14 protein-coding genes are annotated in these 16,790 nt (G+C 53.6%); 5 read left to right on the plus strand and 9 right to left on the minus strand.

All coding sequences use genetic code 11. From position 1 onward, the window contains the following. Nucleotides 1–158: 158 nt before the first annotated feature. Both U5L07_11705 and U5L07_11710 read left to right on the plus strand, forming a co-directional pair. The gene (locus tag U5L07_11705) at nucleotides 159–1,076 is read left to right on the plus strand and encodes a dihydroorotate dehydrogenase (protein MDZ7832407.1); all 918 of its coding nucleotides are present in this window, start codon (nucleotides 159–161) and stop codon (nucleotides 1,074–1,076) included. A gap of 104 nt (nucleotides 1,077–1,180) precedes the next feature. Further along, on the plus strand, nucleotides 1,181–2,374 hold the full coding sequence (locus U5L07_11710; GenBank protein ID MDZ7832408.1) for a chalcone isomerase family protein: 1,194 nt from the start codon (nucleotides 1,181–1,183) through the stop codon (nucleotides 2,372–2,374). 203 nt (nucleotides 2,375–2,577) lie between these two features. On the opposite strand, the gene U5L07_11715 is transcribed toward U5L07_11710, so the two are convergent. From U5L07_11715 to U5L07_11745, 7 genes are all read right to left on the minus strand, one after another. Then, the gene (locus tag U5L07_11715) at nucleotides 2,578–4,116 is read right to left on the minus strand and encodes a 2-isopropylmalate synthase (GenBank protein MDZ7832409.1); all 1,539 of its coding nucleotides are present in this window, start codon (nucleotides 4,114–4,116) and stop codon (nucleotides 2,578–2,580) included. Then, on the minus strand, nucleotides 4,113–5,729 hold the full coding sequence (cimA, locus tag U5L07_11720; protein MDZ7832410.1) for a citramalate synthase: 1,617 nt from the start codon (nucleotides 5,727–5,729) through the stop codon (nucleotides 4,113–4,115). Before cimA ends, U5L07_11715 begins: the two co-directional genes overlap by 4 nt. A 24-nt stretch (nucleotides 5,730–5,753) precedes the next feature. Next, a complete protein-coding gene (gene ilvC, locus U5L07_11725) occupies nucleotides 5,754–6,806 on the minus strand; it encodes a ketol-acid reductoisomerase (GenBank protein MDZ7832411.1) in 1,053 nt (350 codons plus the stop codon). Nucleotides 6,807–6,944: 138 nt separating this feature from the next. Then, nucleotides 6,945–7,433: an acetolactate synthase small subunit gene (ilvN, locus tag U5L07_11730; protein MDZ7832412.1), complete on the minus strand. Its 489-nt coding sequence runs from the start codon at nucleotides 7,431–7,433 to the stop codon at nucleotides 6,945–6,947. A gap of 12 nt (nucleotides 7,434–7,445) precedes the next feature. Next, nucleotides 7,446–9,137 (minus strand): biosynthetic-type acetolactate synthase large subunit, encoded by a 1,692-nt coding sequence (gene ilvB, locus U5L07_11735; protein MDZ7832413.1) that lies wholly within the window; start codon nucleotides 9,135–9,137, stop codon nucleotides 7,446–7,448. A gap of 21 nt (nucleotides 9,138–9,158) precedes the next feature. Beyond that, a complete protein-coding gene (ilvD, locus tag U5L07_11740) occupies nucleotides 9,159–10,829 on the minus strand; it encodes a dihydroxy-acid dehydratase (protein ID MDZ7832414.1) in 1,671 nt (556 codons plus the stop codon). Nucleotides 10,830–11,210: 381 nt separating this feature from the next. After that, complete coding sequence (locus U5L07_11745) at nucleotides 11,211–11,957, minus strand: alpha/beta hydrolase (protein ID MDZ7832415.1); 747 nt, start codon at nucleotides 11,955–11,957, stop codon at nucleotides 11,211–11,213. A gap of 356 nt (nucleotides 11,958–12,313) precedes the next feature. Here U5L07_11745 and rlmD point away from each other — a divergent pair, with 356 nt between their 5' ends. From rlmD to U5L07_11760, 3 genes are all read left to right on the plus strand, one after another. Continuing rightward, entirely contained in the window at nucleotides 12,314–13,702 is a 1,389-nt protein-coding gene (rlmD, locus tag U5L07_11750; GenBank protein ID MDZ7832416.1) for a 23S rRNA (uracil(1939)-C(5))-methyltransferase RlmD, read from the plus strand. Between the two features lie 10 nt (nucleotides 13,703–13,712). Then, nucleotides 13,713–14,132, plus strand: a complete 420-nt coding sequence (tsaA, locus tag U5L07_11755) for a tRNA (N6-threonylcarbamoyladenosine(37)-N6)-methyltransferase TrmO (protein MDZ7832417.1) — start codon at nucleotides 13,713–13,715, stop codon at nucleotides 14,130–14,132. Between the two features lie 150 nt (nucleotides 14,133–14,282). After that, complete coding sequence (locus tag U5L07_11760; protein MDZ7832418.1) at nucleotides 14,283–15,188, plus strand: universal stress protein; 906 nt, start codon at nucleotides 14,283–14,285, stop codon at nucleotides 15,186–15,188. Nucleotides 15,189–15,202: 14 nt separating this feature from the next. Here the strand turns inward: U5L07_11760 and U5L07_11765 are convergent, their stop codons facing one another. After that, nucleotides 15,203–15,973: a 4Fe-4S binding protein gene (locus U5L07_11765; protein MDZ7832419.1), complete on the minus strand. Its 771-nt coding sequence runs from the start codon at nucleotides 15,971–15,973 to the stop codon at nucleotides 15,203–15,205. A 23-nt stretch (nucleotides 15,974–15,996) separates the two neighbouring features. Beyond that, nucleotides 15,997–16,722, minus strand: a complete 726-nt coding sequence (locus tag U5L07_11770) for an HD domain-containing protein (GenBank protein MDZ7832420.1) — start codon at nucleotides 16,720–16,722, stop codon at nucleotides 15,997–15,999. Nucleotides 16,723–16,790 lie beyond the last annotated feature (68 nt).

The following is a 16,790-nucleotide window of genomic DNA, read 5'->3' on the forward strand; positions in this document are numbered from 1 at the left end:
TTCTTCTCTATACTGACGGTTATAATCAAGTTTCCCTTAGAGTAAAATACTTCAAATACTGATGCATTGTAAATCCGTCAAGCGTTTTATGGGGTTTTCCCTAAACCTTAAACCTTAAACCCTAAACCTTAAACCTTAGACCCTAAACCCTGAAAAAAATGGAAAATCCCCTCTCAATCGATATCGGCGGGCTTTTACTTGAGAACCCGGTGATGACCGCCTCCGGCACATTTGGATTCGGCAGGGAGTTTGAGCCGCTGGTTGATTTAAACCGCATGGGCGCGGTGATTGTCAAGGGGCTTTCCCGGGAGCCATCCCCGGGCAATCCCCCGCCCCGGATTATTGAAACGCCCTGCGGCATGCTAAATGCCATTGGTTTAGAAAATATCGGCATTGACGTCTTTATCCGGGACAAACTCCCTTTCCTCCGGCAATTTTCATGCGCCGTAATCGTCAATGCCTATGGTAAAACACCGGAGGATTATGCGGCGGTGGCGCAGCGCTGCGAGGGGGTTGAGGGCATTGACGCCCTTGAAATCAATATATCATGCCCGAATGTGAAAGCCGGCGGGGTGAGTTTCGGGGTGGATCCGGCGGCCGCCGCAGAGGTGGTTTCTGCGGTCCGGGAGAAAACCGACAGACCGATGATCGTCAAACTATCCCCGAATGTGACCGATATCGTCTGTATTGCCGAGGCCGTGGCGGCGGCCGGTGCGGATGCGCTCTCTTTGATTAATACCCTGACCGGCATGGTCATTGATATCCATAAACGGCGCCCCAAACTTGGCAATATCACCGGGGGGCTCTCCGGTCCGGCCATCAAGCCGGTTGCCCTTCGAATGGTCTGGCAGGCGGCACAGGCGGTAAATGTGCCGGTTATTGGCATTGGCGGGATTAATACAGCCGAGGATGCCCTGGAGTTTATCATTGCGGGGGCTTCTGCGGTTCAGGTGGGCACAGCCAATTTCACGAATCCGGCGGTCACAATGGAGGTCATCGAGGGCATTGGATCGTTTCTTCAGCAGCAGGGCATCAATCATATTAAGGACCTGATCGGCACGTTGAAAACGGATTAAAAAAAATGCTATCCACATCCGGGGGTCCTGTGGTATATAATTTACTTAAACCAAACGGTGTTTGTTTCATTAAACGACAATTTAATCAAAAAAAGGAGTCTACTATGCTGAAACGAGTAATTATTGCCATGATGGTCGTTTTAATGATGGCGAGTGTATCTTATGCGCGGGAATATGAAGGCATTGAGATACCGGAGACCCATGAAATCGGCGATACGGTCCTTTTATTAAACGGCGTAGGGGAGCGTTCCGTATTCATGCAGGAGGTTTATGTCGTCGGGCTATATTTAACGGAGCCCGAAGAAGACTACCAAGCAGTGTTAGAAGCAGATGAGCCGATGGGTATCAAACTGCATGTCACTAATGCCTTTTTTGCAAGCAGTGAAAGGGTTATGGATGCTTTATACAAAGGATTTCGAAATAATATGCCGAAGGGCGATTTGACTCCGATTGAAGACAAGGTCGAAAAATTCAACCAGTGTTTTTCCGGTGAAATTGCAAAGCACGACGTCTTTGACATTGTCTATTTACCGAATAATGGCGTGACAGTCAGTAAAAATGGTGAGCCGCAAGATACGGTTCCGGGCTATGAATTCAAGAAAAAGGTTTTTGGTATATGGATCGGTGAGACCCCGGTTCAAAAAGATATGAAGACTGCGATGCTGGCCGGTGATGTTTCGGATAAGGCCCTTACCATGCAGGAGGAGAAGCTCGCGCAGCTTGAGAAAGAAAAAGAAAAGCGCCTGGCCCAGGCTGAAGAAGCCAAAGCCGCCGCGGCAGCCGAAAAGAAAAAAGCTGAAGAGGCAGCCGCCGCAGCTAAAGAAAAAGCCGCCGCCGAAGCCAAAAAAGCGGCTGCTGAGGCCAAAGCAGAGGCTGCCGCCAAAGCTGAAGCGGCCAAGGCAAAAGCGGTAGCGAAAAAGGAAAAGGTTGAAGAAACGGCTTCCGGTGTTATCTCAAAGGATAAATTTGTCTCCGCGGATATATATTTTACCCTGGGCGGCGACAGTTTAAGCGCTGAGGCCAAACAGAAACTGGATAAAAAGGCGGCCTGGCTCAAAGCCAACCCGGATGCCATGGTGCTTGTCGAAGGCCACTCAGATGCCCGGGGCCCGAAGGATCTCAACTATCGACTGGCTGAAGAGCGTGCCAATAGCGTTAAAAATTATCTCGTTGAAGCGGGTGTTGATGGAAACCGCCTCGGCGTGATCAGCTACGGCGAAGAGCGGCCCATCGCCGCCGGCGACAATAACGCGGCCTGGGCGAAAAACCGCCGGGTGCATCTGCGGATTATTGAATAGAATCGGATGTCATTTCGAGCGAGAGCGAGAAATCTTTTAATTGTTTGACTTTTAAAGATTTCTTGTCGATGGCGCGCCCCGAAATGACAAGCGTGAGGCCCTATGTAAATAAAAAGGGGAAGGCCGGTTTCAACGGCTTTCCCCTTTTTTTCTTTTCCCTCACAGGCGGCCTACAGGCCGCTTGAAGAAGCCTGAAACTGCTGCTACAGGCCGCCCTCCGTGTTGGGCGGATTTTGTTTCAGGTATTCCAGGCGGTTTAACCCATTGACATAGGCGTATGCACTGGCCGTAATAATGTCCGGGTCCGTGCCGCGGCCCAGCGCGATAAGCCCGTTTTCCTTGAGCCGCACGGTCACTTCGCCCTGGGCGTCCGTGCCGTCAGTGAGCGCATTGATGGAAAAGCGCATAAGCTCGGACCGGGTCTGCGTCATTTCGGCAATGGTGTGGTATGTGGCGTCAATCGGACCGTTTCCGGTGCCCGTGCCCCTGATGACCTTGCCGTTGATCGAGATTTTGACGCTGGCGGTCGGAAAGACCGTGGTGCCGATGGAAAGATGGAGATATTCCAGGGAATAAATGTCCGAGGTCCGAAGGATGCCTTCATTGACGATGGCTTCTATATCCTCGTCATGAACGACCTTTTTCTTGTCCGAAAGGGACTTGAATTTTTCGAAAACGATTTTGATCTCGTCCTCGGAGAGATCATAGCCCATGTTTTTTAAATATTTTCGCAGGGCATGCTTTCCCGAATGCTTGCCCATGACCATCCGGTTACTGGTAAGCCCCACGGTTTCCGGTTTCATGATCTCATAGGTCATGGGGTTTTTTAATACCCCGTCCTGATGGATGCCGGCTTCATGGGCAAACGCATTGGCCCCGACAATGGCCTTATTCGGCTGCACCATGATACCGGTGATCATGCTGACCAGCCGGCTGGTGGGGTGAATGCGCTGGGTTTGAATGCCGGTGGTCACCGGCACATAGGTGGGCCGGGTATGAAGCGTCATGACCAGCTCTTCTAACGAAGTGTTGCCGGCCCGCTCACCGATGCCGTTCACCGTAACTTCCGCCTGCCGGGCCCCGGCATGAATCGCCGCCAGGGTGTTGGCGGTGCCCAGGCCCAGGTCGTTGTGGCAGTGCACGCTAAGGATGGCCTTGTGGATGTTGGGCGTGTTTTTCATCACATAGGTGATCAGTTCGCTGAATTCATTGGGAATGGCGTAGCCCACGGTATCCGGCAGATTGACCACCCGGGCGCCGGCATCAATGACCGCCTCAAAAATCTGGCAGAGAAAATCCGGATCACTCCGGGAGCCGTCTTCTGCGGAAAATTCCACGTTATCCGTAAACGAGGCCGCGTATTTGATGGCGTCTACGGCGGTGTTCAACACTTCTTCCCGGGACATATTGAGCTTGTAGGTCATGTGGATGTCAGAGGTCGCCAGAAACGTGTGAATCCGGGGCCGATTGGCATGGGATACCGCCTTCCAGGCCCGGTCAATGTCTTTGACCGAAGCCCGGCAGAGGGCGGCGATTTCAGAGTTGACCACCTTTTTGGCCACCTCCGAGACTGCCTCAAAATCCCCTTCAGAGGAGGCGGGAAACCCGGCTTCTATGACATCCACCCCCAGTTTTTCCAGCTGGGTGGCAATGCGCACCTTTTCTGCCACATTCATGCTGGCGCCGGGCGACTGCTCCCCGTCCCGCAGGGTGGTATCAAATATATATAATTTCTCCTTCATGGTATGACTCCATTTGTTTTATCTTTGGCCAGCTTGAACTGGAAGCTGTCTGCCAGCGCCTGCCAGGTGGCTTCTATGATATCTTCAGAGACGCCGATGGTGCTCCAGAGCTGCTCTTCATCCCGGGATTCAATCAGCACGCGGACCTTTGCGCCCGTGCCTTCGCTGCCGTCTAACACGCGCACCTTAAAATCTACCAGATGCACCGGGTCCAGTTCATTGGCATACACATGGTTTAGTGCCTTACGCAGGGCGTTATCCAAAGCGCTCACCGGCCCATGGCCTTCGGCGGCCGTAATTTCTTTGACATTGCCGACCCCGATCTTGATCAGGGCATGGGAGTAGCAGGGCTGATCCTTGTCCTTTTCAATGGTGACCCGAAAAGAATCCAGCTCAAAAAGCGGCTCAAACTGCCGGGTCAGTTTTTCCATTAAAATTTTAAATGTGCCGTCCGCCACATCAAACTGATAGCCTTCCTGCTCCAGGCGTTTGACTTCAGCCACGATGTCACTGGTGCTCACCCCGTGGGAGTTGATATCAATCCCCATTTCTTTGGCTTTGTATTCCACATTGCTTTTGCCGGCCATATCCGAGACCAGCACCCGCCGCTCGTTGCCCACCAAACCGGGATCCATGTGTTCATAGGCCCGGGGTTCCTTCATGATGGCGTTGACATGGATGCCGCCTTTATGGGCGAATGCGCTTTTTCCCACAAACGGCCGGGAATGAATGGGCGGCATGTTGGCAGTCTCGCTCACATAAAGGGAGACCTTGCGGAGTTTTTTGAGATTTTCTTCCCCAATACAGGGATGGCCCATCTTTAACTGGACAATCGGAATAATAGAGGTCAGGTCGGCGTTGCCGCAGCGTTCGCCATATCCGTTGATGGTCCCCTGCACAATAACCGCCCCGTTACGGACCGCGGTGATGGTATTGGCCACCGCAAGTCCGGAGTCATTGTGGGTGTGAATGCCGAAACGGATTGCTTGGGCGGTTTTTCCGACCTCCGGGTCATCGAACAGGGCATCGCGGACCTCTGTCATGATCTGCTCGATTTCATGGGGCAGGGTGCCGCCGTTGGTGTCACAGAGCACCAGGGCATCCGTGCCGCCCGAGACCGCCGCCTTCAAAGTCTTTACCGCATATTCCGGGTTGTCCTTGTATCCGTCAAAAAAATGCTCGGCATCATAGTGGACTTCCAGATGATGCTGTTTCAGGTATTCCACCGATTCCCGGATAATCGCCAGATTATCATCCATCTGGATGTTTAAAATCTTTTTGACATGCAGATCCCAGGTTTTACCGAAAATGATGCCCACCGGTGCGCCGCTTTCAATAATGGCGTTCAGGTGCCGGTCTTCGGCCGCTGTAATGCCATGCTTGTGCGTAGCGCCAAAGGCGGTGAGCCGGGAATTCTGAAAGGTTTCGGATTTGGCCATGCCGAAAAATTTTTCATCCCGTTCATTGGAGCCCGGCCAGCCGCCTTCGATATAATGAACCCCCAGTTCATCGAGTTTTTTGGCGATCTTTAGCTTGTCGATGGCGGAGAAATTGATGTTTTCTCCCTGCGTGCCGTCCCGTAACGTGGTATCATAGACCAGTACCTGTTCCATGATGAGTATCTCCAGTATTTTTATTTATTTTCCCCGCCGATCAGGCCGCAGGGACCTTACCGCAGCGCCGGTTGTCCACATTTCGGAATTCTTGATGGCGTCGAGTTCCTTGTTTAATTTTTCGCGGTAATCCGGCGCACTGTTGGCCTCCAAAACCCGCTGGGTCTCTTTTCCGGAGGCAACGCTCTCATAGAGGTTTTCAAAAACCGGCATGACTGCATCCCGGAACTTGGGCGCCCAGTCCAGCGCGCCGCGCTGGGCTGTGGTGCTGCAGTTTGAAAACATCCAGTCCATGCCGTTTTGATCGACTAAGCGAATCAGGCTCTGGGTGAGTTCCTCTACGGTTTCGTTAAAGGCCTCGCTCGGGGAATGCCCGTTTTTGCGAAGCGTATTGTATTGGGCCTCCATGACACCGGCCAGACACCCCATGAGCACGCCGCGCTCTCCGGTCAGGTCGCTGAACACCTCTTTCTGAAAGGTTGTGGGAAAGAGATAGCCCGAGCCGATGGCAATGCCCAGCGCCAGGGTTCGTTCTCTGGCCCGGCCGGTGTAGTCCTGCTCAATGGCAAAACTCGAGTTAATGCCGTTTCCGGCCAGAAAATTCTCTCTCACGCTCCGGCCGGAGCCCTTGGGCGCAACCAGAATGACATCCACGTCCGCCGGCGGAATTACCTTGGTCTGGTCTCTGTAGACAATCGAGAAACCGTGGGAAAAATAGATGGCATCCCCGGGATTCAGACATTCTTTAATCTTCGGCCAGGTAGCGACCTGGCCCGCATCTGACATCAGCTCCATGATGATGGTGCCCTTTTTGGCCGCCTCTTCAAGCGGGAACAGGGTTTTTCCGGGGACAAACCCGTCGCTTTTCGCCTTCTCCCAGTACTCGTCGCCTTCAAGCTGGCCGATGATGACCTCCAGGCCGTTGTCTTTTAAGTTCAGCGCCTGGGCCGGGCCCTGCACGCCGTAGCCCAAAACCACGATGGTTTCATCCTTTAAGATTTCCCGGGCCTTGTCATTGGGAAACTCATCCGAGGTAATTACTTCTTCGGTTACACCGCCGAAATCGATTTGTGTCATTTGGGTTCCTCCTTGGTTGAATATGATTAAATTTTTAATTTTTAGGTCTTTGATATTGGGTATTAGGTTTTAGGTATTGGGTATTAGGCGGTTTTTAGTTGCTAACGCCTAATACCCAACTGCTAATACCTGCCAAGCCTACTTTTTCTCCCGATACAGGGCAATGCTGCCGGTCCTTGCAACCTCACGAATCCCGAACGGCCGGAACAGGTTCAGGATGGCAGAGATTTTTTCATCATCACCGGTTATTTTGACGGTAAAATGGTCCTGGCCCACGTCAACCACCTGGCCCCGAAAAATGTCGGTAATCCGCAGGATTTCCGCCCGGTGCTGCTGGACGGCGTTGACTTTGATGAGCACCATCTCCCGCTGCACATACTCCTGGCCGGTGAGATCAAACACCTTGATCACGTTAATGAGCTTGTTGAGCTGTTTTTTGATTTGCTCGATGATCATGGGGTTGCCCTTGGTGGTCATGGTAATCCGCGATATGGCCGGATCCATGGTTTCGGCCACGCACAGGCTTTCAATGTTGTACCCCCGGCCGGAGAAAAGTCCCACAATCCGGGAGAGCACGCCCGGTTCATTGTCCACCAGAATAGATAGTAAATGTCGTTTTTCATTCATATAAGCACCTCATTAAACCAGCAGCATGTTTTTAATCGGGGCCCCGGCAGGCACCATCGGATAGACGCATTCCTCCTGCTCAACCACAAAGTCCATGATTACCGCCCCGGGATGGGCCAGGCCTTCGGATAAGACCTTCTCCACTTCCTCCGGTGTTTTGGCCCGCAATCCTTTGGCGCCATAGGCTTCGGCCAGTTTCACAAAATCCGGCGTGTGATGGAACTGGGTGGAGGCGTAGCGCTTCTCATAGAAAAGCTCCTGCCACTGCCGCACCATGCCGAGAAAACAGTTGTTCAGGATCACCACCTTGACCGGCAGGTTATATTGGACGGCAGTGGCCATCTCCTGGATATTCATCTGAATGCTGCCGTCGCCGGCCACATCCACAACCAAATTGCCCGGAGCCCCCACCTGGGCGCCGATGGCCGCAGGCAGCCCAAAGCCCATAACGCCTAAACCGCCGGAGGTGATAAACCGGCCCGGCTCGCGGAAATGATAGTATTGCGCCGCCCACATCTGGTTCTGGCCGACCTCGGTGGTGATGATGGCATCCCCATGCGTCAGCTCAAAAAGCTTGTCAATCACGTACTGCGGCTTGATGATATCCTCTCCCTGCTTGTAGGCCAGCGGCGTGGTGCGCCGCCATTCATCGATTTGGGTCAGCCACTCCTGGCGGTCCTCCAGGAGATCCGCGTAATCCTCATTTTCGATCAGCTCATTTAATTGCTTAAGCGAAATTTTGCAGTCCCCCACCACGGGCACGGACACCTGAATGTTTTTCTGGATGGAGGTGGGATCGATATCAATCTGCACGATCTTGGCGTTGTTGGCGAATTCGTCGGTTTTGCCGGTTACGCGGTCGTCAAAGCGAACCCCCACCGCTATCATCAGATCGCAGTCCGTGACCGCCATATTCGCCCGGTAGGTGCCGTGCATGCCGAGCATTCCGAGCCACAGCGGATCGGTGCCGGGAAATCCCCCAAGCCCCATTAAGGTGCTGGTCACCGGAATCTGCGCTTTTCTGGCAAATGCGGTCAGCTCTTCGTGGGCTTTGGAGAGCACCACGCCGCCGCCGGAGAAAATCACCGGTTTTCTGGCTGTCCGGATCAGGCTGACCACTTTTTTGAGCTGCTTGATGTTCGGCTCATAGGTCGGATTATACGATCGCAGCCGGACCTCCCCGGGCGGAGAATAATTGGTGGTGGTGTTGACCACATCTTTGGGCAGATCGATCAGCACCGGCCCGGGGCGTCCGGATCGGGCGATATGAAAGGCCTCTTTGACTGTACGGGCCAGATTTTTCACATCACTGACCAGGTAATTATGCTTGGTGCAGGGCCGGGTGATGCCGACAATGTCGACTTCCTGGAACGCATCATTGCCGATCAGCTTGGTGGGCACCTGGCCGGTAAAAATCACCATGGGAATGGAGTCCATATAGGCCGAGGCAATGCCGGTGACCGTGTTGGTAGCCCCCGGTCCGGAGGTTACCAGGGCAACGCCCACCTTGCCGCTGGCCCGGGCATAGCCGTCCGCCGCGTGTACCGCCCCCTGTTCGTGCCGCACCAGATAGTGGCTAATCTCGGTCTTTTGCAGCGCGTCATAAATATCAATCACTGCCCCGCCGGGATAACCGAAAATGGTATCCACGCCTTCTTCTTTTAACATCTCCATCAGGATTTGTGCCCCAGTGAGCTTACTCATAGTCGCCTTCCTATATAATCATTAAGATTTCATTATTGCGCCTTTATCCGCAGACGACACCATCTTCGCGTATCTGGCCATATAGCCTTTGGTAATTTTGGGCGCCGGCGCCTGCCATTTTTCCAGACGTTTATCGATTTCCGCGGAGTCGACCTTTAAGGTAATGGTTTTTGCCGGAATATCAATCGATATGGTATCCCCCTCATTCACCAGGGCAATCGGGCCTTTCTGCATGGCTTCCGGGGATGCATGTCCGATGGCCGCCCCCCGGGTGCCGCCGGAGAAGCGGCCGTCCGTGATAAGCGCCACATCCGCATCCAGCTGCATACCGGCAATGGCGGAGGTTGGGGTGAGCATCTCGCGCATTCCCGGGCCGCCCATGGGACCCTCGTAGCGGATGACCACCACATCGCCTTTATTGATTTTTCCGTCAAGAATCGCCTCGGTTGCCGCTTCCTCGGAGTCAAACACCCGCGCCGGCCCTTCATGGCGCAGCATACCTTCCACAACTGCGGACTGCTTTACCACACACCCGTTCGGCGCCAGATTGCCGAACAGGACAGCTAAGCCTCCTTCTTTGTGATAGGGGTTTTCAATCGGCCGGATCACATTTTGATCCAGCACCCGCGCGGATGCGAGGTTTTCCGTGACCGGGCGGCCGGTGACCGTCATGCACTCCGGGTGGATCAGGCCGGCTTCGTTTAAAACCTTCATAACCGCGGGGATCCCCCCGGCATTGTTAAGGTCCTCGATATGGTGCGGACCGCCCGGACTCAGAGAGCACAAATGCGGCGTCCGGTTGCTCACGGTATTGATCCGGTCCAGTTCCAGGGGCCAGCCGATTTCATGGGCAAGGGCGGTTAAATGGAGCACCGTGTTGGTTGAGCAGCCAAGTGCCATATCCACGGCGAGCGCGTTTTCAAACGCGTTTTCGGTTAAAATTTGACTGGGCGTAATCTGCTTTTCAAACAGTTCCATCACCTTGATGCCGGCCGTTTTGGCAAGCCGAATCCGGGCCGACATCACCGCCGGGATGGTGCCGTTGCCGGGAAGTCCCAGGCCGATTACCTCGGTTAGGCAGTTCATGGAATTGGCGGTAAACATGCCGGAGCAGGACCCGCAGGTAGGGCAGGCCGCATCCTCAATGGCCGTCAGCTGGGATTCCTCCATTTTGCCAGAGCGCACCGCGCCCACCGCCTCGAATACGGAAATCAGGTCGACTTTTTCCCCGGGTTTTTCCGGGTGGCGGCCGGCCAGCATGGGACCGCCGCTGATCACCACCGTGGGCAGATCCAGCCGGGCGGCCGCAATCAGCATGCCGGGCACAATCTTATCGCAGTTGGGGATCATGACCATGGCGTCCAGGGCATGGCCCCGGGCCATAACTTCGATGGAGTCCGCGATCAGTTCGCGGCTGCCCAGGGAGTATTTCATGCCTTCGTGGTTCATGGCGATGCCGTCGCAGACGCCTATGGTGCCGAATTCAATCGGGGTCCCGCCCGCCATTAAGATGCCGGTTTTAACCGCTTCGGTGATTTTGTCTAAGTTCACGTGGCCGGGCACAATGGAATTGACCGAATTGGCCACCCCGACTAAAGGGCGTCGGATTTCCTCATCCGTATACCCCATGGCTTTAAACAGCGAGCGGTGCGGCGCGCGCGCGAGTCCTTTTTTGGCATTGTCACTTTTCATCCCGAAATCCTCCATCAAAAAAAAACCGTTATCAGCAAGTGCTGATAACGGTTTTTAAGGTTAATTTCCTTTTTAATTCAAGTGATTATCAACACCTGCGGTCCCGGTCGGCGTAGCCTACGCCTACAGTAAGGCCAATAATAAGTATCAGGTTGTTGTTGATAATCAGCTTAAATCGTCTCATTTGGGTCACCTTTGAATATTTTTATCTCGTAACAGTATAGTTTATGCTTGTCAAGAACCTTTTTCACGGTAAATTTGTTCTATCTATTTTTCAGGCGGGCACGGTGGCCCGCCCTACGCGACAATGCCGACATTTTGTAGGGTCGGCCACCGTGCCGACCTTACATGCATGAAACCCCATGGTTATGGGGTTTCTCGTCAGAACAAATTTACCGTGGAACCCTTTTGCGGTTTTTGGAACTTATCCCGATACCACTCAATCGTCCGTGCCATAAATGCTGCCTGATGGTTTTCATCGCTCATTGGGTGATCCCCGTTTTCAAGCCGTACCAGCTCCACGGGCGCGCTTGCCAGTTTATAGATTTCCAGGGCATTCTCATAGGGGACGATCGGATCCGCATCCCCGTGAAACAGCAGCAGGTTTGAAACCCCGGCAAGCCGGTCGGAAATATCAAAAAACAGTTGTTCCCGGTTCAGGGATTCAAGAACAGGCTGCTGGGCGGCATCATTGATATAGGGCGCCCGGATGGCCTCGCTTCGAATCGGGGCGGCCACGGTGACGATCGCCCGGGGGTTGATTTCGGAGGCAGCGGCCAGAACCGCGGCACCGCCCAGGCTGCTGCCGAAAAGAGCGATCCGGCCATCGGTGATATCCATATCCAGAAGGTTTGTGATCGCGTCCATCAAATCCCGGCACCGGCCGTCAAATGTGGTGACTTCGGCAAACTGGCCCTCGCTTTGCCCGCATCCCCGGTGATCAAACCGGAAATAGCCGATCCCGATTTCATTGCACTTCTCCGCCAGGGCGATTTGTTTGGGGGATTCGCCATCGCTCATCAGTCCGTGGGCGCCCACCACAATCGGCGGCTTAGCATAATCCGGGAGGTGAAGCGTGCCGTGGATTTTTAAGCCGTCAGAGTCGAACCACACAGTTTCTGTCGTCATTATTTCCCCTTGATGTGATTTTTCAGAATAACCGGGATTGCATTTTTATCCAATTCTAATTACTTTAGCCTCACGGTAAATTCGTTCTGTCTTTTTTTAGGCAGGCACGGTGGCCTGCCCTACGACGACATGCGTCGTAGAGTCGGCCACCGTGCCGACTATCTGTCCGTTAACAGGACGGTGGTTATGGGCTTTGCGGTTAGAACAAATTAGCCGTGACTTTAGCCTTTTTTGCAAATGTGGTTTGTCAAATATAAATATACCGGCAAAATTTGCAGATTTTTTATTATTTTTCAAACCCTAAACCCTAAACCCTAAACCCTAAACCCTAAACCTTAAACCCTTTATTTATTTCTATGCGGATTAAAAAAGGACAGGAAATTGAGCTGGAAATAACCGACCTGGCCTTCGGCGGCCGGGGAATTGCCAAGGTGGACGGGTTTACCGTATTTGTCGACCAGGCGGTGCCGGAGGATCGGGTCGTGGCCCGGGTTTTTAAGCGAAAGAAAAATTATGCCGAGACCCGGGCGGTTTCTTTGATTGCCCCGTCGCCGGACCGGGTCGATCCCCCGTGTCCGTACAGCCACTGGTGCGGCGGCTGCAAATGGCAGTTTCTGGACTATGACAAGCAGCTTGAATACAAGCAGCGGCATGTCTCGGAATCCCTGGCCCATATCGGCGGCATTAAAGGGGTTTGGGTGCATCCCACCCGGACCTCGGATCAGGTGTTTCATTACAGAAACAAAATGGAATTCTCCTGTTCAGATCGGCGGTGGCTGCTGCCGGAGGAATTGGGCGACGAGCGCATTGATATCGGTTTTGCCCTGGGCCTGCATGTGCCGGGTACCTTCCACAAGGTGCTTGATATTGACCGCTGCCTGCTGCAGCCGGATACCGGCAATCAAATTTTAAATGATGCCAAAAGCTACATGAAAACCTCAAGACTGCCGGCCTACGGGCTAAAAACTCACAAGGGGTTCTGGCGGTTTCTGATGCTAAGGCATTCGGTGGCATATGATCAGTGGCTGGTCAATATTGTGACTGCTTCCGAATCTGTGGCGGACGTCAAGCCCCTTGCGGAAGAACTAATGGGCCGGTACCCGGAAGTGGTTTCCGTGGTCAACAATATCACGGCTAAAAAGTCCGGCGTGGCCACCGGCGACTATGAGGTCCCGCTGGCCGGGGAGAATTGCCTGAAGGAGTGCATCGGCCCCTATGAATTCGAGGTCTCGGCCAATTCGTTTTTCCAGACCAATACACGGGGGGCGGAGATCCTCTATCATACCGTAAAACAATACGCGGATTTGTCCGGCAGTGAAACCGTGCTCGATCTTTACAGCGGCACCGGCACCATCCCCATTTTTCTCTCTGATTCGGCAAGGGCCATTACCGGCATTGAGATTGTGGAAAGCGCGGTGGCGGATGCGGAAAAAAACTGCCGTTATAATGATATTTCAAACTGCGAATTCCTGGTGGGGGATATCAAGACCCGGCTCTCCGATATTACCGAAAGACCGGATGTCATGATTATTGATCCGCCGCGGCCCGGGATGCACAAGGATGTGGTAAAAAACGTGCTGGAAATGCGGCCCTCCCGGATCGTCTATGTATCCTGCAACCCGGCCACCCTGGCCCGGGATCTGTGGATGCTCTCCGACCGGTATCGGGTGGACGAGGTGCAGCCCGTGGACATGTTTCCCCATACCTATCATATTGAGGCGGTGGCAAAGCTTGAGAAGCGATAAAGGAGATTTTATGCCAATCGAATTTGAACCCATCGGCACTTTTCACACGGAGGCCACAGATATCCCGAGACACTGGAGTGTCTCTGATGTGACCGGCCGGATTGTCATTGATGAGAACTATGTCAAAGGGCTAAAGGATATCCAGCCCGGCCAGAAAATCATCGTTTTGTTTCATTTCCACAAAAGCGCAAAGTTCGATCCTCAAAAGCTGATCCAGACCCCGCCCCACCGCCAGCAGGCCATGGGCGTCTTCAGCATCTGCTCCCCCTTTCGGCCAAATCCCATCGGCCTCTCTGTTTTGGAAGTTATAAATATTGATAAAAATATTATTTCCGTCAGACGGGCGGATATGATCGACGGCACCCCGATCCTTGATATCAAGCCCCATATCGAGGACAAGCACGACTGTCCGAGTTATGCAAACGATTGATGCCAAGGCAATTTGATAAAAATTAAGGTTTTGTGATTTTATCTCCTGTTGTTATTTCCCCAAACCGATGCTATTTTATAAACAGGCGTAAATATTATTTGATATCGTTTACCAGGTTTTATTCAGGGGCGTTAAGGAAAGGAGGGGGGTATGCGACGGCAGTTCCGAAATATTTTCTGCGCGACGGATTTTTCCGAGTTTGCCGATGCGGTGCTGGCCTATGGGGTGGCCATGGCCAAGCGCTTTGAGGCCAACCTGTATGTCTGCCATGTGGTTGATTTGCCGACGGTTTCCGCATACGGCGAGGCGGTGTTTGATCCGATAGAATATCAGCAGCGGTTCATGGATACGGCCCGGCAGGAGATTGACCGGCTGCTGGGCGATACCGATGTAATGTATCAGCCGCTTATCTCCATCGGCAATACCACGGATGAGATTGCGCGGCTGGCCAATGAGTATATTGCGGACCTGGTCATTACCGCTACCCACGGCAGATCCGGTATAAAGCGCTTTTTTCTGGGAAGCGTCACTGAACGCCTGATGCGTACCCTTCCATGTCCGCTGCTGGTGTTAAGGGGCTCTGAGGAGTTTACCGACCGCTCAGCGACCAAGCAGTTTCCCTTCAAAAAGATTCTGGTGGGATGCGATTTTTCAGAGGATTCGGATCTGGCCCTGGATTACAGCCTCTCCATGGCCCAGGAGTTTGAAAGCGAACTCCATCTCGTGCATGTGGTGGAGCCTTCCGGATACAAGGATCTTTTCAAGCTGCCCCAGGAATCCGGTGATAAGTTTAAAGAGGAACTCTACGATATGGTCAAGGAGAAGCTGAATTCACTGGTTCCCAAGGAAGCCCTGGCCTGGATTAAGCTGGAGACCAAGGTTTTGGTGGGCAAGCCCTATGCCGAATTGATCCGGTATGCCCAAATGAGTGCTATCGATATGATCGCTTTGGGCATACGGGGGCACGGGATGGTGGAGGAGCTTCTGGTCGGCTCCACCACCGACCGGGTAATCCGTCAGGCGCCGTGTCCCGTGTTATCAATTTGTCCGGAATAGGGGGGTTGGGGGTGTTAATTTTGGGCCGCTGTTTTTGATTCATGCCAGCCCGTGTCCGAAAGGATCGCCCCGCGCTGGCTGATGACCACCTCCCGGATGGGCACTTCGCTTCCGGCGATTTCCATGCCTTTTTTGACAATACCCGGCAGCCCCGAGCAGCAGGGCACCTCCATGGTAACGATGGTGATGCTGTTTAATCCCGCCTGCCGGATTACATCGCCAAACTTTTCTGCATAGCCGTCCTTATCATCAAATTTGGGGCATCCAATCATAACGGCTTTACCGTCCAGCAGATCCTGATGGAGATTGGGATAGGCCACGGCCACACAGTCGGCAAGCACGAGCAGATCCGCATTCTTCAAAAACGGTGCGTTGGCCGGCACCAGCCGGATCTGCACCGGCCAGTGGGACAGCCGGCTGTCGGTTGGCCCGTGTTCGGCGGATTCCGCCTGCGATGCGGAAACCGGCGTTAAATTCTTTATTTGGCTGGACGGGCAGGTCCCCGGCCCCGCGGATGGGTCGCAGGCGGTCTGGTTTTCCATCTGTGCCAGGTGGTTTTCAACAGCCGCCTCGTCAAACTCTTCGGCTTCGCGGTCAACAATATGAAGGGCGCCCTGGGGGCATTCGCCGATGCAGGCGCCGATGCCGTCGCAGAGGTTCTCCGAGATGACCCGGGCTTTGCCGTCAATTATTTTGAGCGCGCCTTCGGCGCAGGCGATCACGCACTGGCCGCAGCCGTCGCAGAGTTGGTCATCGATTTCAATGATTTTGCGTGTGGTTTTCATATGTCCTCCGTTATTTTCTTGATCTACAGCAGCACCTGCCGGACGATCGATTTTCCGGTTTCCGTGTAAAACTGATTTTCTATGATCCGCTCGGCATGCTCGGCGGCCATAGGCTGCTCCTTATGCTTTTCCGCCAGGTTGGTGATCAGGTCCGCATCATAGAGAACCTTGAAATTCTGGGTTTCCTCATCCCTTGGATGATGGTGGCGGCCGATGATATCGCAGACCTCTTCGATCAGTCCCTCTGCAGCGCCCAGTTTTTCAAGGATCTCCCTGGCAATGGGCGGTCCCTCCTCCTCCTGATAACGGGCGGCGGTTGAATTGTGCTTTTTTTCGGCTTCATGGATACCGATGTCATGTAAGTAGGCGGCAGCCATAATCACCGCCATGTCGCCGCCCTCCTTGGCCGCGATTTTTTCGGCATGCCGGGCCACGCGGGTGGCATGACCGATCCGTTTGAAATCGTTTCTGAAGTATTTTTTCACTTCAATGGCGATCCGGTCTTTCAGGAGTTCGTCGCGCTCGGCCAGAAGCTCCGGCGGCATGTTTCCGATGCACTGTTCCGCAAATTTACAGTAAGCCGCGCATCCGAAGTCCATGTTCGGATTGACAAACTGGTGCCCGCAATGCGGGCATCGCCGGGTGGTATCATCCTTGAAGAATTCGACCCGGTTCTCGCATTCCGGGCAGTCCACCTCAAAAATCGCAGTGGGTTTCCAATATCGGCTGTCCTGTCCGGGACATTTCATAATGATGCCTCCTTTCGATGTTTGACTCCTAATATAAGGCGCCATGGAAGAAATTTCATTGACTTGAG

The sequence above is a fragment of the Desulfobacterales bacterium genome, assembly GCA_034520365.1.
Classification (GTDB): Bacteria; Desulfobacterota; Desulfobacteria; order Desulfobacterales; family Desulfosalsimonadaceae; genus M55B175.

What these genes read in the sequence shown, in the direction of transcription:
- U5L07_11705 (MDZ7832407.1), top strand. Translation starts at nt 159, where the DNA reads ATGGAAAATCCCCTCTCAATCGATATCGGCGGGCTTTTACTTGAGAAC.
- U5L07_11710 (MDZ7832408.1), top strand. Translation starts at nt 1,181, where the DNA reads ATGCTGAAACGAGTAATTATTGCCATGATGGTCGTTTTAATGATGGCG.
- U5L07_11715 (MDZ7832409.1), bottom strand. Translation starts at nt 4,116, where the DNA reads ATGAAGGAGAAATTATATATATTTGATACCACCCTGCGGGACGGGGAG.
- cimA (MDZ7832410.1), bottom strand. Translation starts at nt 5,729, where the DNA reads ATGGAACAGGTACTGGTCTATGATACCACGTTACGGGACGGCACGCAG.
- ilvC (MDZ7832411.1), bottom strand. Translation starts at nt 6,806, where the DNA reads ATGACACAAATCGATTTCGGCGGTGTAACCGAAGAAGTAATTACCTCG.
- ilvN (MDZ7832412.1), bottom strand. Translation starts at nt 7,433, where the DNA reads ATGAATGAAAAACGACATTTACTATCTATTCTGGTGGACAATGAACCG.
- ilvB (MDZ7832413.1), bottom strand. Translation starts at nt 9,137, where the DNA reads ATGAGTAAGCTCACTGGGGCACAAATCCTGATGGAGATGTTAAAAGAA.
- ilvD (MDZ7832414.1), bottom strand. Translation starts at nt 10,829, where the DNA reads ATGAAAAGTGACAATGCCAAAAAAGGACTCGCGCGCGCGCCGCACCGC.
- U5L07_11745 (MDZ7832415.1), bottom strand. Translation starts at nt 11,957, where the DNA reads ATGACGACAGAAACTGTGTGGTTCGACTCTGACGGCTTAAAAATCCAC.
- rlmD (MDZ7832416.1), top strand. Translation starts at nt 12,314, where the DNA reads ATGCGGATTAAAAAAGGACAGGAAATTGAGCTGGAAATAACCGACCTG.
- tsaA (MDZ7832417.1), top strand. Translation starts at nt 13,713, where the DNA reads ATGCCAATCGAATTTGAACCCATCGGCACTTTTCACACGGAGGCCACA.
- U5L07_11760 (MDZ7832418.1), top strand. Translation starts at nt 14,283, where the DNA reads ATGCGACGGCAGTTCCGAAATATTTTCTGCGCGACGGATTTTTCCGAG.
- U5L07_11765 (MDZ7832419.1), bottom strand. Translation starts at nt 15,973, where the DNA reads ATGAAAACCACACGCAAAATCATTGAAATCGATGACCAACTCTGCGAC.
- U5L07_11770 (MDZ7832420.1), bottom strand. Translation starts at nt 16,722, where the DNA reads ATGAAATGTCCCGGACAGGACAGCCGATATTGGAAACCCACTGCGATT.